This is a genomic window from Enteractinococcus helveticum (assembly GCF_001657475.1).
Taxonomy (GTDB): Bacteria; Actinomycetota; Actinomycetes; order Actinomycetales; family Micrococcaceae; genus Yaniella; species Yaniella helvetica.
The window spans coordinates 28,198-44,979 of sequence record NZ_LXEY01000020.1 but is presented as its reverse complement, the minus strand read 5'-3'; the positions used below and the strand labels follow the sequence as shown (position 1 = coordinate 44,979).

The 16,782-nt window shown below is 56.1% G+C and carries 17 protein-coding genes and 1 tRNA gene; 7 read left to right on the top strand and 11 right to left on the bottom strand.

Annotation, left to right across the window (positions count from 1 at the left end):
* The first annotated feature begins 21 nt into the window (after positions 1-21).
* Positions 22-540, top strand: coding sequence for a pyridoxamine 5'-phosphate oxidase family protein (locus tag A6F49_RS09465; RefSeq protein ID WP_067605735.1), 519 nt, complete (start codon positions 22-24; stop codon positions 538-540).
* Here A6F49_RS09465 and A6F49_RS09460 read toward each other — a convergent pair.
* Positions 537-896 carry a DUF202 domain-containing protein gene (locus A6F49_RS09460; RefSeq protein ID WP_043057493.1) on the bottom strand — a complete coding sequence of 120 codons (360 nt, stop codon included), beginning with the start codon at positions 894-896 and terminating at the stop codon, positions 537-539. The two genes, A6F49_RS09465 and A6F49_RS09460, sit on opposite strands and share 4 nt — an antisense overlap.
* Entirely contained in the window at positions 886-1,284 is a 399-nt protein-coding gene (locus tag A6F49_RS09455) for a YidH family protein (RefSeq protein WP_043057494.1), read from the bottom strand. The genes A6F49_RS09460 and A6F49_RS09455 overlap by 11 nt, the downstream gene beginning before the upstream one ends.
* Positions 1,285-1,368: 84 nt before the next feature.
* Between A6F49_RS09455 and A6F49_RS09450 the strand changes: the two genes are divergently transcribed.
* Both A6F49_RS09450 and A6F49_RS09445 read left to right on the top strand, forming a co-directional pair.
* On the top strand, positions 1,369-2,499 hold the full coding sequence (locus A6F49_RS09450) for a VIT1/CCC1 transporter family protein (protein WP_043057495.1): 1,131 nt from the start codon (positions 1,369-1,371) through the stop codon (positions 2,497-2,499).
* A 104-nt stretch (positions 2,500-2,603) separates the two neighbouring features.
* The gene (locus A6F49_RS09445) at positions 2,604-3,086 is read left to right on the top strand and encodes a glutathione peroxidase (protein ID WP_043057496.1); all 483 of its coding nucleotides are present in this window, start codon (positions 2,604-2,606) and stop codon (positions 3,084-3,086) included.
* 421 nt (positions 3,087-3,507) lie between these two features.
* On the opposite strand, the gene sucD is transcribed toward A6F49_RS09445, so the two are convergent.
* The 3 genes from sucD to pcrA all read right to left on the bottom strand — a co-directional run bounded on the left by sucD (position 3,508) and on the right by pcrA (position 8,256).
* Positions 3,508-4,425 carry a succinate--CoA ligase subunit alpha gene (gene sucD / locus A6F49_RS09440; protein WP_043057497.1) on the bottom strand — a complete coding sequence of 306 codons (918 nt, stop codon included), beginning with the start codon at positions 4,423-4,425 and terminating at the stop codon, positions 3,508-3,510.
* Between the two features lie 18 nt (positions 4,426-4,443).
* On the bottom strand, positions 4,444-5,607 hold the full coding sequence (gene sucC / locus A6F49_RS09435) for an ADP-forming succinate--CoA ligase subunit beta (protein ID WP_043057498.1): 1,164 nt from the start codon (positions 5,605-5,607) through the stop codon (positions 4,444-4,446).
* A gap of 162 nt (positions 5,608-5,769) precedes the next feature.
* The gene (gene pcrA / locus A6F49_RS09430; RefSeq protein WP_082911711.1) at positions 5,770-8,256 is read right to left on the bottom strand and encodes a DNA helicase PcrA; all 2,487 of its coding nucleotides are present in this window, start codon (positions 8,254-8,256) and stop codon (positions 5,770-5,772) included.
* 171 nt (positions 8,257-8,427) lie between these two features.
* Here pcrA and A6F49_RS09425 point away from each other — a divergent pair, with 171 nt between their 5' ends.
* The 3 genes from A6F49_RS09425 (at position 8,428) to A6F49_RS09415 (ending at position 9,999) form a co-directional block, all read left to right on the top strand.
* Complete coding sequence (locus tag A6F49_RS09425; RefSeq protein ID WP_043057499.1) at positions 8,428-9,117, top strand: hypothetical protein; 690 nt, start codon at positions 8,428-8,430, stop codon at positions 9,115-9,117.
* 72 nt (positions 9,118-9,189) lie between these two features.
* Positions 9,190-9,263 (top strand) — tRNA-Arg (locus tag A6F49_RS09420).
* 217 nt (positions 9,264-9,480) lie between these two features.
* Positions 9,481-9,999: a Dps family protein gene (locus A6F49_RS09415; protein ID WP_043057500.1), complete on the top strand. Its 519-nt coding sequence runs from the start codon at positions 9,481-9,483 to the stop codon at positions 9,997-9,999.
* Positions 10,000-10,100: 101 nt separating this feature from the next.
* On the opposite strand, the gene A6F49_RS09410 is transcribed toward A6F49_RS09415, so the two are convergent.
* A complete protein-coding gene (locus A6F49_RS09410) occupies positions 10,101-11,054 on the bottom strand; it encodes a GlxA family transcriptional regulator (protein ID WP_043057501.1) in 954 nt (317 codons plus the stop codon).
* A gap of 99 nt (positions 11,055-11,153) precedes the next feature.
* Here A6F49_RS09410 and A6F49_RS09405 point away from each other — a divergent pair, with 99 nt between their 5' ends.
* Complete coding sequence (locus A6F49_RS09405) at positions 11,154-11,792, top strand: HD domain-containing protein (RefSeq protein WP_043057502.1); 639 nt, start codon at positions 11,154-11,156, stop codon at positions 11,790-11,792.
* A gap of 84 nt (positions 11,793-11,876) precedes the next feature.
* Here A6F49_RS09405 and A6F49_RS09400 read toward each other — a convergent pair whose 3' ends face one another.
* The 5 genes from A6F49_RS09400 to A6F49_RS09380 form a co-directional block, all read right to left on the bottom strand.
* Complete coding sequence (locus A6F49_RS09400) at positions 11,877-12,377, bottom strand: SAM-dependent methyltransferase (protein WP_052504788.1); 501 nt, start codon at positions 12,375-12,377, stop codon at positions 11,877-11,879.
* A 157-nt stretch (positions 12,378-12,534) separates the two neighbouring features.
* Complete coding sequence (locus tag A6F49_RS09395; protein WP_407643837.1) at positions 12,535-14,412, bottom strand: ABC transporter ATP-binding protein; 1,878 nt, start codon at positions 14,410-14,412, stop codon at positions 12,535-12,537.
* A 54-nt stretch (positions 14,413-14,466) separates the two neighbouring features.
* The gene (locus A6F49_RS09390) at positions 14,467-14,718 is read right to left on the bottom strand and encodes a hypothetical protein (protein ID WP_043057504.1); all 252 of its coding nucleotides are present in this window, start codon (positions 14,716-14,718) and stop codon (positions 14,467-14,469) included.
* Between the two features lie 81 nt (positions 14,719-14,799).
* Positions 14,800-15,594: a C40 family peptidase gene (locus A6F49_RS09385; protein WP_052504789.1), complete on the bottom strand. Its 795-nt coding sequence runs from the start codon at positions 15,592-15,594 to the stop codon at positions 14,800-14,802.
* A gap of 342 nt (positions 15,595-15,936) precedes the next feature.
* Positions 15,937-16,668, bottom strand: coding sequence for a metal-dependent transcriptional regulator (locus A6F49_RS09380; RefSeq protein ID WP_043057505.1), 732 nt, complete (start codon positions 16,666-16,668; stop codon positions 15,937-15,939).
* Positions 16,669-16,782 lie beyond the last annotated feature (114 nt).

Genomic DNA, 16,782 nt, shown 5'->3' with positions numbered 1-16,782 from the left:
GCAAGCATCACAATAGAGTTTATGAGCGCCTACATGTTTGAACACAAAAAAGATCAACCGGTTCTGGAGCTGTCACGCCAGCAGGCAGAATTACTGTTGCGCAATACTCGACATGGTCGGTTAGCTTTTCTATCGGAAGGCCAGGTCGAAATCTTTCCGGTCAATTACGTCTTCGACGGCGACAAGCTCTACTTCCGCACCGCGCCGGGAGCCAAACTCATGGCTGCCGAGGCCCACTCCATGGTTGCCTTTGAAACCGATGGCATCTTACCGGATGAAGGCTGGTCGGTCGTGGTTCGCGGCAAGGTCAATCCGGTGGCCGAAGAACACATCGATTACGTGCGCGGTCTGGGGCTTGCACCGTGGATCCCAACGTTCAAAGATTTCTTTGTGTCGCTCAACATCGAAGATATCTCGGGTCGACATTTCATCTTCGCCCGTCAACCGGAGCGTGGAGATACCCGGACCTTTACCTATGACCCAGGACAGACTACCTCTACCCCACCGGAAGATCCCGATCCAACCAGGCTATCGCGCTAAGCAGCCCACATCGCGATGACGCCGGAGGTGGCAATCAACACCGACATGACGGTCATCCAAAATACCGCCCAAAAATCACTGGCGACGTTTTCGTTGGCAATTCCTGCCGCCTGGACCGTATAGCGTCGTCGTTGGGACAACTGGATCAGGCCTGCACCGATAAGCGCAATAATCACCGGTACAAATACGATGCCTCCCACCGAGGGGTACCAGCGGATTAGCAACAGGGCGACCACAGAGGTTGCAAGACCGGTGCGACCCCACGACATCACGGTCCGTTCCGGTTGCAGGCCAGGATCTGCATGCTGGAGCGCCTGGAATCGGTTTCTTGGGCGGTCTGAGAATTTAGAAGCCATTGGTGACCCAGATGGCGACCAACACTGTGATCGCAGCCACGGCACAGATTAACGCAATCAGGGGAATCCAAATGGGGATCGGCAGTGACCGTTTCTGTCGCATCGCGGCTTCGACTCGTAGCCAACGACCCGCAGCAGAGGCCGCCAGGAGACCGCCCAAGATTAACAGTATCGTGCCTAACACTCGTCGTGCGGTATCGTCGAAGATTTCTTGTGTGAATGCTTCGACGGCGATACCACCGGCCAGCAGGGCTAACGATGTGCGAATCCACGCAAGAAAGGTTCGCTCATTGGCGAGGGTAAACCGCGGGTCGGGGTCTTCTCCAAGCTGAAGTGCACGCGGAACGCGTTTGCGCGGCGGCATAGTGGGCTGTTCACCAGTTTCCATAATCCACAGTGTAACCCAGGGTCACAGCCAACACGGTAGGCTGGACTGGGACTGCACAGGTCATGCACAGCGCAAGGAATAGGGATGTCAGGCTCGAAGAAAAACCAGGAAGTCACTGTGGCTGAAGAGCCGACCAAGTCGCAAATCCGTCGCTGGCGTAAATACCTGGCTGACGAGATTGCCGAAGGCCAAATCTACCGTGATCTAGCGGATCGAAGCACCGGCCCCGAACGAGATATTTTGCTGGGCTTAGCGGATGCCGAAGACCGTCACGCCCAGCATTGGCGTGACCTATTGGGAGACGACGCGAACGTCCGCACTAGGCCCAGCATGCACCGAGCGCTGTTGCGCTTTTTAGCACGGATGTTCGGTTCGGTCTTTGTCCTTGCACTCATGCAACGCGCTGAATCCAATACGCCGTATAAACACGACTCAGAAGTTCCGGCAAAAATTGCGGCCGATGAAGCAATTCACGAAGAAGTTGTGCGAGGTTTGGCGGCGCGCGGTCGCGAAACGATGGCCGGCAATTTCCGGGCCGCAGTATTTGGTGCCAATGACGGGCTGGTCTCCAACCTGGCCCTGGTGATGGGTATTGGTGCAACCGGTGTGGCACCCTCCGTCGTGTTATTTACTGGTATTGCTGGGCTGCTTGCTGGTGCGTTGAGCATGGGGGCTGGCGAATACGTTTCGGTGCGCTCCCAACGCGAACTTTTGGAAGCATCACATCCAACCCAAGTGACCCTACGTACCGCAAAATATTTGGACATCGAACAAAACGAACTTGAACTCGTCTACCGTGCACGCGGCATGACGCCCGAGGATGCGAGTCACCGAGCCTTAGAGCGGCTGGGATACCTCAGCTGTGACTGTAATCCATCCTTCTCGGCACGACCCGATGGCTCCCAAGGTCCAGAAGAAGAACTGACACAAGAAGCCTTCGAATCCGTTGGTAATCCTTGGAAAGTTGCGTTCTCCTCGTTCTTGTTCTTTGCTTCCGGCGCGATCATTCCGGTGCTGCCGTTTCTGTTTGGTGCCACCGGCCTCGCCGCACTCATGTGGGCACTGGGCCTAGTGTCCGTGGCATTGCTCATCACTGGTGGCATCGTGGGGCTGCTTTCAGGCGCGTCACCACTCAAACGCGCATTACGCCAGTTGGCCATTGGGTTGGGTGCAGCCGGCGTCACCTACCTGCTGGGGATGTTCTTCAACGTCTAACCGTTCCATGGCGTCTGAGCCTCAACTGGCTTAAGCCCAAGGAACAACTGCCGATTCCGCCGTACGGATGGAATACTGACCACTGACGACATGCTGCAATGACTATGAAGCTTCGCGAGATCCCATTCAAAACCATGCAGGGTGCCGAGACGACGCTTTCCGAGTTCGAAGGCAAAGCATTCCTGATCGTCAACGTTGCTTCTCGGTGCGGGTTGGCTCCTCAGTACGAAGCGCTCGAGCAGCTGCAAAAACAATACGGCGATCGCGGGCTGCAGGTCCTTGGATTCCCAAGCAACCAATTTTTTCAAGAACTCCGTTCAAACGAAGCCATCCAAGAGTTTTGTTCCACCACCTACGGCATCACCTTCCCGGTCCTGGATCGCATCCGAGTCAATGGTCGACGTGAGCATCCGCTATATACCGAGCTCAAAAAGACTCCCGATGCCCATGGGAAAGCAGGCAGGGTCAAATGGAACTTTGAAAAATTCCTGGTCGCGCCATCCGGGGACGTCTATCGTTTTCGGTCACGCACGGAGCCTGATGACCCAGCAGTCATCAACGCTATTGAGCAGAGCCTGCCACAATAAACTCCTGCCACTCCCATAGTTCTCAACCGGGGCTCATTGGTGTTCTTGCGGGCCGTCGTCGCAAGCAGCACCAACGACAATGACCTGTCCCATCAATGCCCTGGTCCTCGTGCCACAGCAGGTGGCCGCGATACATATATGGTGGTAACAGGGTCCTGATAGCCTCCAGAGCGCACCGTCAGCGATATCCGAAGGTCTGGTGGACATACACCGTATCTTTCCGCTCCGACAGCTCTGCTGACGATTCATAGGCGCCCATACCCAACCTTGAGGACTATGACTACCTAGTCAATATGCGCAGTCATCTCACCCGGCTAAAATTCCACGAACACATGCTGTTGTCGAACCGGTTGTTAAAGGCAAATGGAGCCCGAGCAAATCGCCCGGGCTCCATTTTCGGAAATTCTCGTCAGTTCGTGACTTAGAGGTTATCCATAATCTTGCGCATCTTCTCAGCGGCTTCGGTTGGGGTCTGGCCAACCTGAACGCCGACTGCTTCCAATGCTTCTTGCTTGGCAGCTGCGGTACCGGACGAACCGGACACGATCGCACCGGCGTGACCCATGGTCTTGCCTTCTGGTGCGGTGAAGCCTGCAATGTAGCCAACAACTGGTTTGGTTACGTTGTCTTTGATGTAGGCGGCGGCCTGTTCTTCGGCGTCGCCACCAATCTCACCAATCATGATGATGGCCTTGGTTTCTGGATCGTTTTCGAAAGCTTCCAGAGCGTCGATGTGGGTGGTACCGATAACCGGGTCGCCACCAATACCGATCGCAGTCGAAATACCAATCTCGGACAGTTCGTACATCATCTGGTAGGTCAGCGTACCCGACTTCGAAACCAGACCGATTGGGCCGGTTCCGGTAATGGTTGCCGGGGTGATACCTGCCAAGGAAACATCTGGGGTGATGATCCCTGGGCAGTTTGGACCGATGATACGAGTCTTTGGTTTGCCATCGGCACCAACATTGGCCTGGGAAGCAGCAAAGAATTCTGCGGTGTCCTGGACCGGAATGCCTTCGGTAATGATGACCAACAGTTCGATTTCAGCTTCGATGGCTTCCATCGCGGCGTCTTTAGCGAATTTTGGTGGAACAAACATCACCGAGACGTTGGCACCGGTTTCTGCCATAGCTTCTTTAACGGTGCCGTAAACGTTCAGGCTGACGTCGTTGCCGTCAGCGTCGAGGTGCTCGACGGTTTCACCAGCGCGGCGGGCGTTGACGCCACCAACAATGTTGGAGCCGGCTTTGAGCATCAGTGCGGTGTGTTTGGTACCTTCACCACCGGTAATGCCCTGGACGATGATTTTGGAATCTTTATTGAGGAAAATCGACATCTTCTACTTATCCCGTCCTTACTTGTTCGCCAACTCGGCGGCTTTGTCAGCGCCTTCGTCCATGGTGGATGCAAGAGTGACCAGTGGGTGGTTGGCTTTGGCCAAAATGGCGCGCCCTTCGTCCACCTTATTTCCGTCGAGGCGGACAACCAGTGGTTTAGTTGCTGAATCGCCCAGGATCTCCAGTGCTTTGACAATACCGCCTGCGACTTCATCGCACGCGGTAATGCCACCGAAGACGTTGACAAATACGGAATTGACATCTGCGTCACCCAGGATGACGTCGAGACCATCAGCCATGATCTGTGCATCAGCGCCACCGCCGATGTCCAGGAAGTTGGCTGGGCTTGCGCCACCGTGATTTTCACCGGCGTAGGCAACAACGTCCAGAGTCGACATGACCAGGCCGGCACCGTTACCGATGATGCCCACGTTGCCGTCAAGTTTGACGTAGTTCAGGCCCTTGGCTTCAGCTTTGGCTTCCAGCGGGTTCTCGGTGCGCTCATCAACCAGTTCAGCGTGTCCTGGCTGGCGGAAGTCGGCGTTGTCGTCAACGGTGACTTTTCCGTCAAGTGCAATCAGGTTGCCTTCACCGGTCAGCACCAGTGGGTTGACCTCAACCAAAGTGGCATCTTCTTTGACGTAGACGTCGCCGAGCTTCACCAGAACTTCAGCGACCTTGTCGCGGAGGTCCTCAGCGAATTTGGCTTCAGCAACGATCTTGTCTGCAACTTCGCGGTTCAGACCTGTGGACGGCGAAACTTCAACGCGTGCCAGGTCATCTGGGCGTTCTTCGGCCAGCTGTTCGATGTCCATACCGCCTTCTACCGAGGCCATGGCCAGGTAAGAGCGGTTGGCACGATCCAGCAGGATGGAGAAGTAGTACTCTTCTTTGATGTCGGCGCCTTCAGCGATCATCACCTGGTGTACGGTGTGACCTTTGATGTCCATGCCCAGGATCTCTTTGGCATATTCATAGGCTTCGTCAGCGTTCTTGGCGACTTTGACACCGCCGGCTTTACCACGGCCACCAACTTTGACTTGGGCTTTGACCACGGTGACGCCACCGAGTTTTTCAGCGGCGGCCTTAGCTTCTTCCGGGGTTTCGGCAACGATCCCAGCCAGCACGGGAACCCCGTGTGCCTCGAAAAGATCGCGTGCCTGGTACTCATACAGGTCCACGGGTTTGCAGTCCTTTTACCTCGACAACGATTGGATCAGATGCCCACAACAGATTGCATTCGGGCATCTGCGAGTTCGGCTAATAAGCCTGGCAACTCCTAAGCCTTTACCTTAGTGCACGGCGAGCCGTGTTGAGGAACCATGACCTTATATGGGTGATCATCACACTTTTTTCAGCGGTGCATAGCGCAGCAGCAACCGCTTTTCTGATGCGGCAAATTGCACGACGGCGACGGCCTTATCGCCCGCCCCCTGCACGGCGGTGACCACGCCGGTTCCAAACGTTTTGTGTTCTACCATGTCGCCTACCGAAACCGAGATGACTTCCTTTTGTGGGTTCACCTTTGTGCGCGGTTCGGGTTTGGTCACCCGAGCACGTTCTTGCGCTTCGGTAATGCCCTCCGTACCGGCTCGTCCGTAATTTTTCGACGACGGCGAAGCACCCCAGTGTGACCCACTAAAGCGTTGCGCATCCCGATAGCGGAAACCACGCACCCCGGTATCTTGCCCAAAGCCACCCAAACCCGCGCCAAACTTCGCAGTGGCTGGAGTGCCTTTGCCTTCCCGCTCCCATTCAATGAGCTCTACCGGAATTTCCGACAAGAATTGGCTAGCCGGGTTGAACTGGTGCTGCCCCCACATACTGCGCGCTTCGGCTCGAGACACAAACAGCCGCTCGCGCGCCCGGGTCAGCCCCACATAGGCTAAACGACGCTCTTCAGCGAGTTCTTTTTCATCGGCCATGGATCGGGCGTGTGGGAAAATGCCGTGTTCCATTCCGGTCAAAAACACCACCGGAAATTCCAGGCCCTTGGCGGTGTGCAGCGTCATCAGCGTGACTTCACCCATGTGGTCTGCCAGCGCTTGGCCTTCGGCATCGGTGGCATCCGGCAGCTGGTCGGCGTCAGCAACCAGCGCCACCTGCTCTAAGAAATCACCCAGCCCGCCCTCGGGGTTGGCCTTATCAAACTCTCGCACGACACCAACCAGCTCGCCAAGGTTATCGGCGCGGGATTCGTCTTGGAAATCTTTGGAGTTTCGGAGCGCTTCGAGCATCCCGGTCTGCTCCAGCACGGCTTCTAAAATGGTCGCCACGGATTCGGTTTGGGCCAGTTGTTGCAGATCATCCAGCAACTGAGTGAATTTGTTGACGGCTTTCAGGGACCGGGTTGCCAACCCTCCTGGAGCATTTTCAGCATCGCGGAGTGCAGCCATAAAGGTTGATTGCTGACGCGTCTGGTGTGCTGCCACTGTTCCTTCGGCCCGCTCCCCGATCCCGCGCTTGGGTTCATTGAGGATCCGGCGTAGGTTGACATCGTCGTCGGGGTTATCCAGCACGCGCAAATATGCCAGGGCGTCCTTGATTTCTTTGCGGTCGTAGAACCGGGTACCACCGACCACCCGATATGGGATCCCGGAAGCGATCAGGCGTTCCTCAATGGACCGGGATTGGGCGTTGGTGCGATAGAAAATGGCCATATCCGCTGGACGGTACTCGTGATTATCCATCAGATCATCGATCATGTCGGTGATCCACTGGGCCTCGCGCGATTCGGACTCGGCCGCATAGCCGATAATCTTTTCGCCGCTGCCTTCCGCCGTCCACAGGCGTTTAATTTCCCGCGATGGGTTCTGAGCGATCACCGCATTGGCGGCGTCCAAAATAGTCTGCGTGGACCGGTAGTTTTGTTCCAAACGGATCACGGTAGCGTCCGGATAGTCGTGTTCGAAATCTACAATGTTGCGGATATCAGCACCGCGGAAGGCATAAATGGACTGATCCGAGTCACCAACCACGGTCAGTTGCCCGCCTTCGGTTTCCACACCGGGTGGTTCACCCGGTGCCCCGGTCAGCTGGCGCACAAGTCGGTATTGGGCGTGGTTGGTGTCCTGATACTCATCGACTAGCACAAAGCGGAACCTGCGGCGATAGTTATCCAGAATCGCTGGGAAGGCATCAAACATGTGGACGACGTTGGCGATCAGATCATCGAAGTCCATGGCGTTTGCGGTGCGCAGCCGGTTTTCATATTCCTTATAGACTTCGGCAACGGCCTGGTGCCAGGGGTCCCCGGCGGCCGTGGCGGCAAAGGCATCGGCGTCGACGAGCTCATTCTTTAACGAAGAAACCTTATTGCGAATCGCTCGCGGAGCAAAGCGGCGGGGATCCAGGTCCGCGTCTTTGGCGATCTGGGTGATCAGGCGCAACGAGTCCGTGGCATCGTAGATGGAAAAGTTTGACTTCAGCCCGATATGGGTCGCCTCGCGACGCAAAATGCGCACACACGAGGAGTGGAAGGTCGAGATCCACATGCGTGAGGCAGCCTGGCCAACGAGTTCACCGATGCGTTCGCGCATCTCGGCGGCGGCCTTATTGGTAAAGGTGATGGCTAGAAATTCATGTGGGCGAGCATCACCGGTGGCCATCAGGTGACCAATGCGGTGGGTCAGCACCCGGGTCTTACCCGAACCTGCGCCGGCCACAATGAGCAACGGTCCCCCACGGTGGACCACAGCCTGTGCTTGTGCATCATTGAGTCCCGCAACCAGCTGGTCCGCCGTCGCATCGGCCGCTACAAGCGGGGTGTCGACGGTGGGGGCAAGGGAAAATGCGGACGAAAAACTGGGCAAAGAAGTCTGGTGGGCCATGATGCATAAGTCTAACCGTATCCATGCGTTTTACCCGGGCGTGTTCGCGGGCTGTGGAGAGCTGGTCTCGGCCAGTGTTCAGCGGCTCTACTAAGATGATGGTCAGTGATAGTTCCGCACATGGGATTTCTACCTGTGTGCGGGTGCCAATAATATGCCCCCGGAGGATGAGTGGCAAGAAAACGCCGTGCCAAAGATTACGCCAACCACGAGTCTGCCCCAACACAGCAGAAAACTCGGGCTGATCGAAAACGCTTGACCGTGGCTCAAGCCAAAACCGACATTCGGCAAGCCGGCCATCAGGAAGGTAGTCCCGGCATCCTGGTGTTTGCGATTCTCGCCGTCACCGTGTTCATCGGGTTTTACTATCACATCTTGGCACTGCAAGGCATGGAACAGCTCACCGGTGGGCTATCGATGCTGGACCATCGCATGTCAGGCTTCGATCTGGCCGAGGTAGAGCAGCTCGGCGAACGCATGGACGACGAGGCCATGCGCCAATACAACTGGATACACATCACCGCGGGCCGCATCTTCCCGATCATGCTGGGACTAAGCCTGATCGCCGTGGCGTTATGGACCTTGAAAACTACCTGGGCCCGCTGGAGCGCGATCATTGTGGCGGTTGGCTATGCCGGATTAGAAATCTGGGCCGCCACCGCTCGTGAACAGGCCTTGAACGACATCACACAGGCCAATGTGACGCTGGCATCGTCGCTAACGATCGCACAGTGGCTGCTGTTATTCTTGATCGTTATTTGGATTGTCGTCATACTCGTATTGAAGTTTGTGGGCCGCAATAGCGCAGGTTTGGCAACCTCATTAGACGATGAGCGTGAGATCGGTGGCACCTACCGGTAAAGATGATTTCTGCCCGGCCATCGCCTGGTAATCTGTCAGATTGTATTAACCCATCGGCGCATTGATGCCGATGCCCTCGTAGCTCAGTTGGATAGAGCATCCCTCTCCTAAAGGGAAGGTCGCTGGTTCGAATCCAGTCGAGGGCACTTTGTGTTTTAACCAGTCAACGAATCGAAGCCGCCCGATATCTCACCGGTAGCGGCAACCTTAAAAGTTGCTGAGTATCGACTCAGGTTAGCCTCACATACCTTGCGATGACTACGAAAAGCGTATTGAGTAGTAACTAGGAATCAGGGCACAACCGCGTCCCTATTCAGCTTTGCACGACAAACAAAGCTTAGGTCTGCAACAGAAAGGTTACCCATGACTGAAAATTATGCAGAATTTACGGCACCAGGCGTTGAAATGGAGGACGCGCACCGCGTGACTGAAATTCTTCAGGTTCGTCTCCACGCCCTGAACGATTTGCACCTGACGCTGAAGCACGCTCACTGGAACGTCGTCGGGCCAGAGTTCATCTCCGTACACGAGATGCTCGACCCACAGGTTGACGCAGTTCGTGGTTGGGCAGACCTGGTCGCTGAACGTATTGCCACCATGGGTGTTGCTCCCAAAGGTACACCCGGTGCCATCGTGACCGGTCGCGATTGGGAGGACTACCCCCTGGATCGTGCGTCCAGCCTGGCGCACATCTCCGCCCTCAACGATGTCTACACCGGCGTCGTCAAGGACTTCCGCACCGCCATCGCTGAATCCGGCAAAGTTGACCCAGTGTCCGAAGACATCCTGGTTGAAGTCACCCGCGGTCTAGAACTGTTCCAGTGGTTCCTACGCTCATTCATCACCAAGGCAGACGGTTCACTGAACCCCGTCACAGAGTAGTTTCTCGGTCGCGGTAGCTCCGCAACGACCACAAACTCCCCGAGATGTCCGATCACGTCTCGGGGAGTTTTTATGTCCAAACACCGCAGGGTATGACGACGTCACATGGATGTGGAGGCAAACCGGTGTCGAAATGCCGACGGGGTGGTACCAAGATGCTTGGCAAATGCACGCCGTAAGGTTTCATCGGTTCCCAAGCCACACAGTTGAGCAACCCTGGTGATGGAATGACCTTCAAGGATCAGGCCCCGGGCTGCATCGACCCGCACCTGTTCCAACCATTGGGCAGGGCTGTTGCCAACCTCAGCGTGGAAGATCCGATTCAAATGTCGGGTGCTCACACCGATCATCTCAGCCATTGAAACCACCGTGTGCTCGGCAGCAGGATCGGCTATCACGGTTTCCATCATGGTGCGCAGCTGGTCGTTAGTTGCAGGTGGCCCACTGAGTGCCGACGAAAATTGGCTCTGGCCTCCCGGACGCTGCATGAACATGACCAACTCTCGTGCGACCTCTCGAGCGACATCAACGCCCAGGTCGTGTTCTACAATCGCCAGCGCTAAATCGATACCCGCTGTGACGCCAGCGGAGGTCAAATATCGTCCATCCTGAGTGTGGAGGACATCGGGTTCAACGTGGATTCGTGGGTACCACTGGGCCAGTGTGCGGGAATGTCGCCAATGTGTTGTGGCACGTCGATCATCAAGGTGTCCGAGCGCGGCCAGGACGAAGGCACCGGTGCACACAGAGGCTACACGTTGGGCTCCGTCAGCAAGAGTCTCCACTGCCGACAGCAGGGCGGAATCGTGCTCGCGCTGCACCAAGGAAGGGCCGCCAGTCATCAAGAGCGTATCCGGTGGATGTGCCTCAGCCGCCCGAATTGTATTGGCCAGCGTAACCCCGGAAGACGACGTCACCGCTCCCCCGGCGGGAGACATCAGCTGCACATGGTAGTGCTTGCCGGTTGGATCCGCGTGATGAAATACATCCGCCGGGCCACTGGCGTCTAACAGGGTCAGACCATCGAATACGAACATTCCAATGCTATGTGTCATGTCCGAAACCTTGGGTTATTGGTCAGAAAAGACATGGCGTCAGCCTAACAGACGATGCCACGATGGTGAGTGTTGCCCGTTGATTGAAAGGAAATATCCATGGCAGAAGTTATTGCAGGTATCGCTATCCCGGATAGCAAGATGGCCCAAGATGCAACCGATCTGGTGCGCGACGTCGCTGATGATTTGGTGTTTCACCACTCGCGCCGTGTGTTCCTATTCGGTTCCCTGCGCGGCCAGGAACAAGGCCTCGAATACGACCCAGAACTGGTTTACATCGGCGCAATGTTCCACGATCTGGGGTTGACCGATAAATACCGCACTACGGATCAGCGCTTTGAAATTGATGCCGCCGACGTCGCCCGGAGTTTCTTGAGCGAATACGGCATTACCGGCCCGGCTGGTGACAAGGTCTGGAACGCGATTGCGCTGCACACCACCCCGGAGATTCCGCTGCACATGGATCCAGAAGTGGCCCTGGTAACCCGCGGTGTCGAACTCGATGTCCTGGGCATTGGTTATGATGCGATCTCGGATGACCAGCGCTCCGAAGTGGTTGCGGCCCATCCGCGCCCAGACTTCAAAAACCGTATCCTGGCCGCATTTACCAACGGACTCAAAGACCGCCCCGAGACCACCTTTGGCAACGTGAAAGCCGACGTCCTAGAACATTTCCTCCCGGGCTTTCAGCGCGGAGACTTTGTTGAGGTCATCCGCAACAACTCCTGGTCTGAGTAGTTTCCAAACCCCGCCCAAAACACAGCAGTGGCCGTGTCCCAATCAGAAGGGCACGGCCACGGGTGTGTTGAGCAACAATACGGCTTATGACTGGGTGGCGGTCTTTCGGACTAGCACCACCGTGTCTTGCAGCGTGGCGACCTGACCTTCTGGCCCGGTTGCTTCCCGCGAGCGTATCTCTGCGATTTCCAACACCCATGACGATGGATCCAGCTGCAATAGCTCAAGTTCAGACTCAGGCGTGGTCTCGTCGTGGTGGTGGTCTTTAGCATCGGCATCGCGGTGGGCCTGTGCCCACGGTGGGAACGTTGCATGTGAAATCACCAGCAGGTATCCGCCGTCTGCCACATACTGGCTGGTGGCACGGAGAATCCCGGCCCGGTCGAAGTCGCCTTGCGAATGCAAAAATGAACTGACGACGAGGTCATAGGACTGGTCGTTGTCCCATTTTGCCAGGTCTGCCACCAGGAAACGCGCCCGATCGGTTGCTAGCCCTCGAGCACGGGCGGCTTGTTCAGCGCGAGATACCGCCACGGCAGAAATATCAACGCCGGTGGCCTGCCAGCCGTGTTCGGCCAACCACATGACGTCAGCGCCTTCCCCTGAACCTAGGTCCAAGGCGGTGCCCGGCGTTAACGAGCGCCGACATCGGCAAGGGCTACATTGACGTTGCCGGACCAGATGTGGTCTGCTTCGCGATAACGGTTATCCCATATCTGTTGTGGAGTCTCATCTGTCATGTCTACTCACCTCGGGCGTGTGGTTGTTGCCGAAATTGGGTCGAATAGAGCTCAGCATAGCGTCCATTGGCCGCCAGCAACTCGTCATGCGTCCCGCGCTCGTAGATGCGACCGTCTTCGATCACCAGAATCTCGTCCGCATTCACCACGGTTGATAACCGGTGGGCGATCACCAAGGCGGTGCGTTCTTCTAGTGCTTGGTCTAAGGCTTGCTGGACGGCGGCCTCGTTGGTGGAGTCCAGTGAGGCGGTGGCTTCATCCAGAATGACAGCCTCGGGTGCCGCGATCAATAACCGGGCAATCGCTAAGCGTTGACGTTCTCCACCCGATAGGCGGTAGCCACGCTCACCCACGACGGTATCTAGACCATCGGGCATGTGCCGGACGACCTCGGCCAACCGAGCGTGGTCCAGAATCTGCCAAATTCGTTCATCGTCCACCTCACGATGCCCCAGCGTTAGGTTCTCCCGGATAGACGTGTGGAACAGATGCGAATCTTGGGTCACCATACCCACGCGATTGTGGATGTCTTGGGCTGCCGCATCTCGCAGATCGACATCGTTGAGAGTAATTGCACCACCGGTGACGTCGTAGAGGCGGGTGACCAGGTTTGCGATGGTCGATTTCCCCGCACCCGATGATCCCACCAGGGCAACCGTCTGACCTGGCTCCACGGTGAAGTTCAAGTCGTGTAGGACTTGTTCGGATTCCCGACTATCCAAGACCGCGACCTCTTCCAACGAAGCCAACGAGACTTCTGACGCGGCGGGATAGCGAAAATCGACGTCGTGAAATTGGATCCGCACTCCCCCGGTGGGGATCGTTTTCGGGTTGGCGGGGTCTTTGATCATCGGTTGCAGATCCAAGACCTCAAAGATCCGTTCGAAAGATACCAGTGCGCTCATCAGTTCAACACGGGCAGTGGCTAGGCCAGTCAGTGGGGCGTACAGTCTGGTCAGGAGCAGGGCCATGGTGACGACGTCGCCGGCGTTTAGCCCGCCGGTAATCGCCTGATAACCGCCGATGCCATAGACCGCAGCCAACGCGAGTGATGACACCAACGTCAGCATGGTCATAAAGACCGAAGTCCAGACGCTAATGCGCACCCCGGATTCTCGAACACCATCCGCACGATCTGAAAACACCTGGGACTCGTGGCGTTGTTCGCCAAATAACTTCACCAGTGTTGCACCCGGTGCTGAGAATCGCTCAGTCATCTGGTCGCCCATGGCGGCATTACGTGTGGCACGTTCCCGGGTCTGGCCAGCAATCCGGTGGCCAATGCTCCGGGCAGGGAAGAGAAAGATTGGCAGCAACAGCAGCGCCACCAGAGTGATCTGCCAGGACGTAGTGAACATGACCACCAGCGTCACGCCGAGGGTCACGATATTCATGACCACGGTGGGCAAGGTTCTGGCGATCGCCGTTTGCGCGCCGATGACGTCGTTATTGAGTCGAGAGACTAACGCCCCGGTTCTGGCACGAGTAAAGAATGCGACCGGCATCTTTTGGACATGGTCGAATACGCTGGTTCGTAAATCAAATATGGTCCGTTCACCCAGGGACGCTGACTGCCATCGCGAGATGACATTCAGCAGTGCCTCCAGCAAAGCAACAGCGGCGATGAGTAAGGCCAGGTTGATCACGACGCTGACATCGGATTCTGCAACGATCGCGTTGACGACATCACCGGCAAGGATCGGGGATACAACGGTCAGCACTGCTCCGAGGGCTGAGACAATGAGATACAGGGTCAATCGAGTTCGATAACGCGCAATGAATGACCACGCCCGGGCGATGGTACCGGGTTTCAGTGACTCTTGATCTTTACTTTGGCGGAGTTTGCCCAAGGCTGCCCAGCCTGCATGATTCATGCTCACGTATCAATGTTCCTTCTGCTGCTTCCCCAAGGTGTCAACACGGACCGGGGGATATTATTCCGTGACGAGGTTCTTGGCCATGAAGTTCACGGAGGCTGCGTGGGCTTTATCGAATCCCGCCATGCCGCTGCCTTGTGCCATGCCAGCGGCATAACCGGCGATGAATCCGACCAGTAACTCATCGGTTTTCGGGTCATATTCGATGCCATCAGCGATGCGTCGTAAAGCGTTGACATCAACGTGTACGGGGTCGATCTCGAGTGAGGTGAGTAGCTGGGTGGCCCATTCAGGCAGCGGGTGGGTCATGTAAAGGACTTTCTGTTAAACACAATAAAGTCCCTCCTGGTAATCAGGAGAGACTTTATTGAGCAGTTGTAAGGAAAAAACCTAGCCGACGTAGGTGTAGTAACCCATCAGTGGGTTGCGGGTCACGTCGTGAAGGATGGTGCCGACCGAAGGGTTCTGCGCACCGATCATCTGGCCGTTGCCAACGTAGATACCAACGTGGGATCCACCGTTTTGGAAGACCAGGTCACCTGGTTTTGGGCTGCCGGTACGAACGAACTGTCCGGAGCCCAGGATGGCCGAGGTGGAAGATGGAATGCTGATACCGGCCTGAGCATATGCCCATGCGGTAAATCCAGAGCAATCCCAGCCGCCTGGGCCTTTGCCGCCCCATACGTACGGGGTTCCGACACCGGAGTATGCTGCAGAAACTACAGCACCCAGGGAACCGGTTGCAGTCGACTCTGGAGCGCTTGGAGCTTCCTGAGTGGTTGCCGACTGCGTCTGAGTGCTGCTGTCAGCGGTGCTGTTCTCGGCAGCAGTTTCGTTAGTTACTGGAGAAACGTCTTCTTCAACGACCGGCTCTGGTTCTGGTGCCGGAGTTGACTTGAGGGCTGCGCGTCCGAGATCCAGGCTTACTGAATCAGCAGTGATGACATCGGCTTTGCCCGACGTGCGTTCCAGTTTAAAGTTTGTGGCTGGCAGAGTCGACGTTTCACGATCGGTCTGCACAGGTGCAGCCGTTGCTGCTGGTGCTACGGTCAACACCATTCCGGAGGCAGCTGCAATCGCAGCAGCCTGGCGACCCGAGCGGCCAAGAGCCTGGGTCATGGCTTCTAGCGTGGCGCCCTTCGCAGGAGTTGCACGGTGACGTGCAGATGAAATGCGCTTCGACACTTGGTTTACCTCTCTCATGTGCTTAGTGGCTTGTCGCCCCACTCCGCCACGAACAATTTTCACAACTGCTGTGTTTTGCCCCTCCAGCTGCGGAGTGTAAAAGCAAGCTGGTGGCGGGTGCTGAATCACATTTTGTTATCAACACCGAGAGCTAGCTTAGTAGAAGTACAACGGAATGTCACATTCGGATAACAATTCGTTGTGTCTTCTGATGAATTTTGCGCTTACATCCGCAGCATCACGCGGCAGAAGGCAAAATAACATTCTGTTATTTTTCTTTGTCGATTCGTTATTTTTCGGTCAAAACAGGGTCGTGCTGAGCCTTTAAGGAGCACATTTCAATCACTTAACGCGGACCACACGAACATGCGCAGCGGTGTCTTCCGAAATTTCGAGACCTAGTTCCGAGATGTCATCAATCTCTCCAGGCAGCGCAGGACCACGCTCCAGGGTACGAACCGCTACATAACCATCTGCTGGCTCTGCAACAAGGGTGGCGCCAGGCTGAATACCAGCCGCAGCAAATTGCGTCAGCAATTCGGGATCGGTCTGGATAGCTTCTGTGAGGACCTTGACTTCAAAAGTCCCAGCTTCTTCCAGTGCAACGGAGAGCGGCTCACCTTCATACAGCTGCGGATCCAAGCCGGTGGTCGGGCCACCAAGTTCTTCAAGCAGCGGAATCTGGTTGCCAAACGGAGAGTTCGATGGCGAATCCAGCAAATCCATCAACCGCGCCTCGACCTGGTCACTCATCACATGCTCCCACCGGCATGCCTCATCGTGCACGTAGGGCCAGTCCAAACCAATGACGTCGGCCAGTAAGCGTTCAGCCAGTCGATGCTTTCGCATCACCGTAGCGGCAGCTTTCAAGCCTTCATCTGTGAGCTCAAGCTTCCTATCGGGTGCCACATGCAAGAGACCATCGCGTTCCATGCGGGCTACCGTTTGTGAAACGGTTGGACCGGAATGATCAAGCCGTTCAGCAATTCGGGCTCGCAACGGTGCAATACCTTCTTCCATCAATTCATAGATGGTCCGCAAGTACATTTCCGTTGTATCAATCAGATCGGCCACAGCCACATTCCTTCATAGCGATATACGTCTTGAATATTCTGTAATCACCAATCATCATACGTTCGCAGTGAGAACTCGGCCAGAATTTATCCACAGGCATCGTTATTAAGTGTT

Excerpts from the sequence above, each read along its gene's own strand:
- A6F49_RS09390 (WP_043057504.1), bottom strand. The coding sequence starts at position 14,718 with ATGACCCACCCGCTGCCTGAATGGGCCACCCAGCTACTCACCTCACTC.
- A6F49_RS09410 (WP_043057501.1), bottom strand. The coding sequence starts at position 11,054 with ATGACACATAGCATTGGAATGTTCGTATTCGATGGTCTGACCCTGTTA.
- pcrA (WP_082911711.1), bottom strand. The coding sequence starts at position 8,256 with ATGGCCCACCAGACTTCTTTGCCCAGTTTTTCGTCCGCATTTTCCCTT.
- A6F49_RS09400 (WP_052504788.1), bottom strand. The coding sequence starts at position 12,377 with ATGTGGTTGGCCGAACACGGCTGGCAGGCCACCGGCGTTGATATTTCT.
- A6F49_RS09415 (WP_043057500.1), top strand. The coding sequence starts at position 9,481 with ATGACTGAAAATTATGCAGAATTTACGGCACCAGGCGTTGAAATGGAG.
- A6F49_RS09405 (WP_043057502.1), top strand. The coding sequence starts at position 11,154 with ATGGCAGAAGTTATTGCAGGTATCGCTATCCCGGATAGCAAGATGGCC.
- A6F49_RS09455 (WP_043057494.1), bottom strand. The coding sequence starts at position 1,284 with ATGGAAACTGGTGAACAGCCCACTATGCCGCCGCGCAAACGCGTTCCG.
- A6F49_RS09450 (WP_043057495.1), top strand. The coding sequence starts at position 1,369 with ATGTCAGGCTCGAAGAAAAACCAGGAAGTCACTGTGGCTGAAGAGCCG.
- A6F49_RS09445 (WP_043057496.1), top strand. The coding sequence starts at position 2,604 with ATGAAGCTTCGCGAGATCCCATTCAAAACCATGCAGGGTGCCGAGACG.
- A6F49_RS09465 (WP_067605735.1), top strand. The coding sequence starts at position 22 with ATGAGCGCCTACATGTTTGAACACAAAAAAGATCAACCGGTTCTGGAG.
- sucD (WP_043057497.1), bottom strand. The coding sequence starts at position 4,425 with ATGTCGATTTTCCTCAATAAAGATTCCAAAATCATCGTCCAGGGCATT.
- A6F49_RS09460 (WP_043057493.1), bottom strand. The coding sequence starts at position 896 with ATGGCTTCTAAATTCTCAGACCGCCCAAGAAACCGATTCCAGGCGCTC.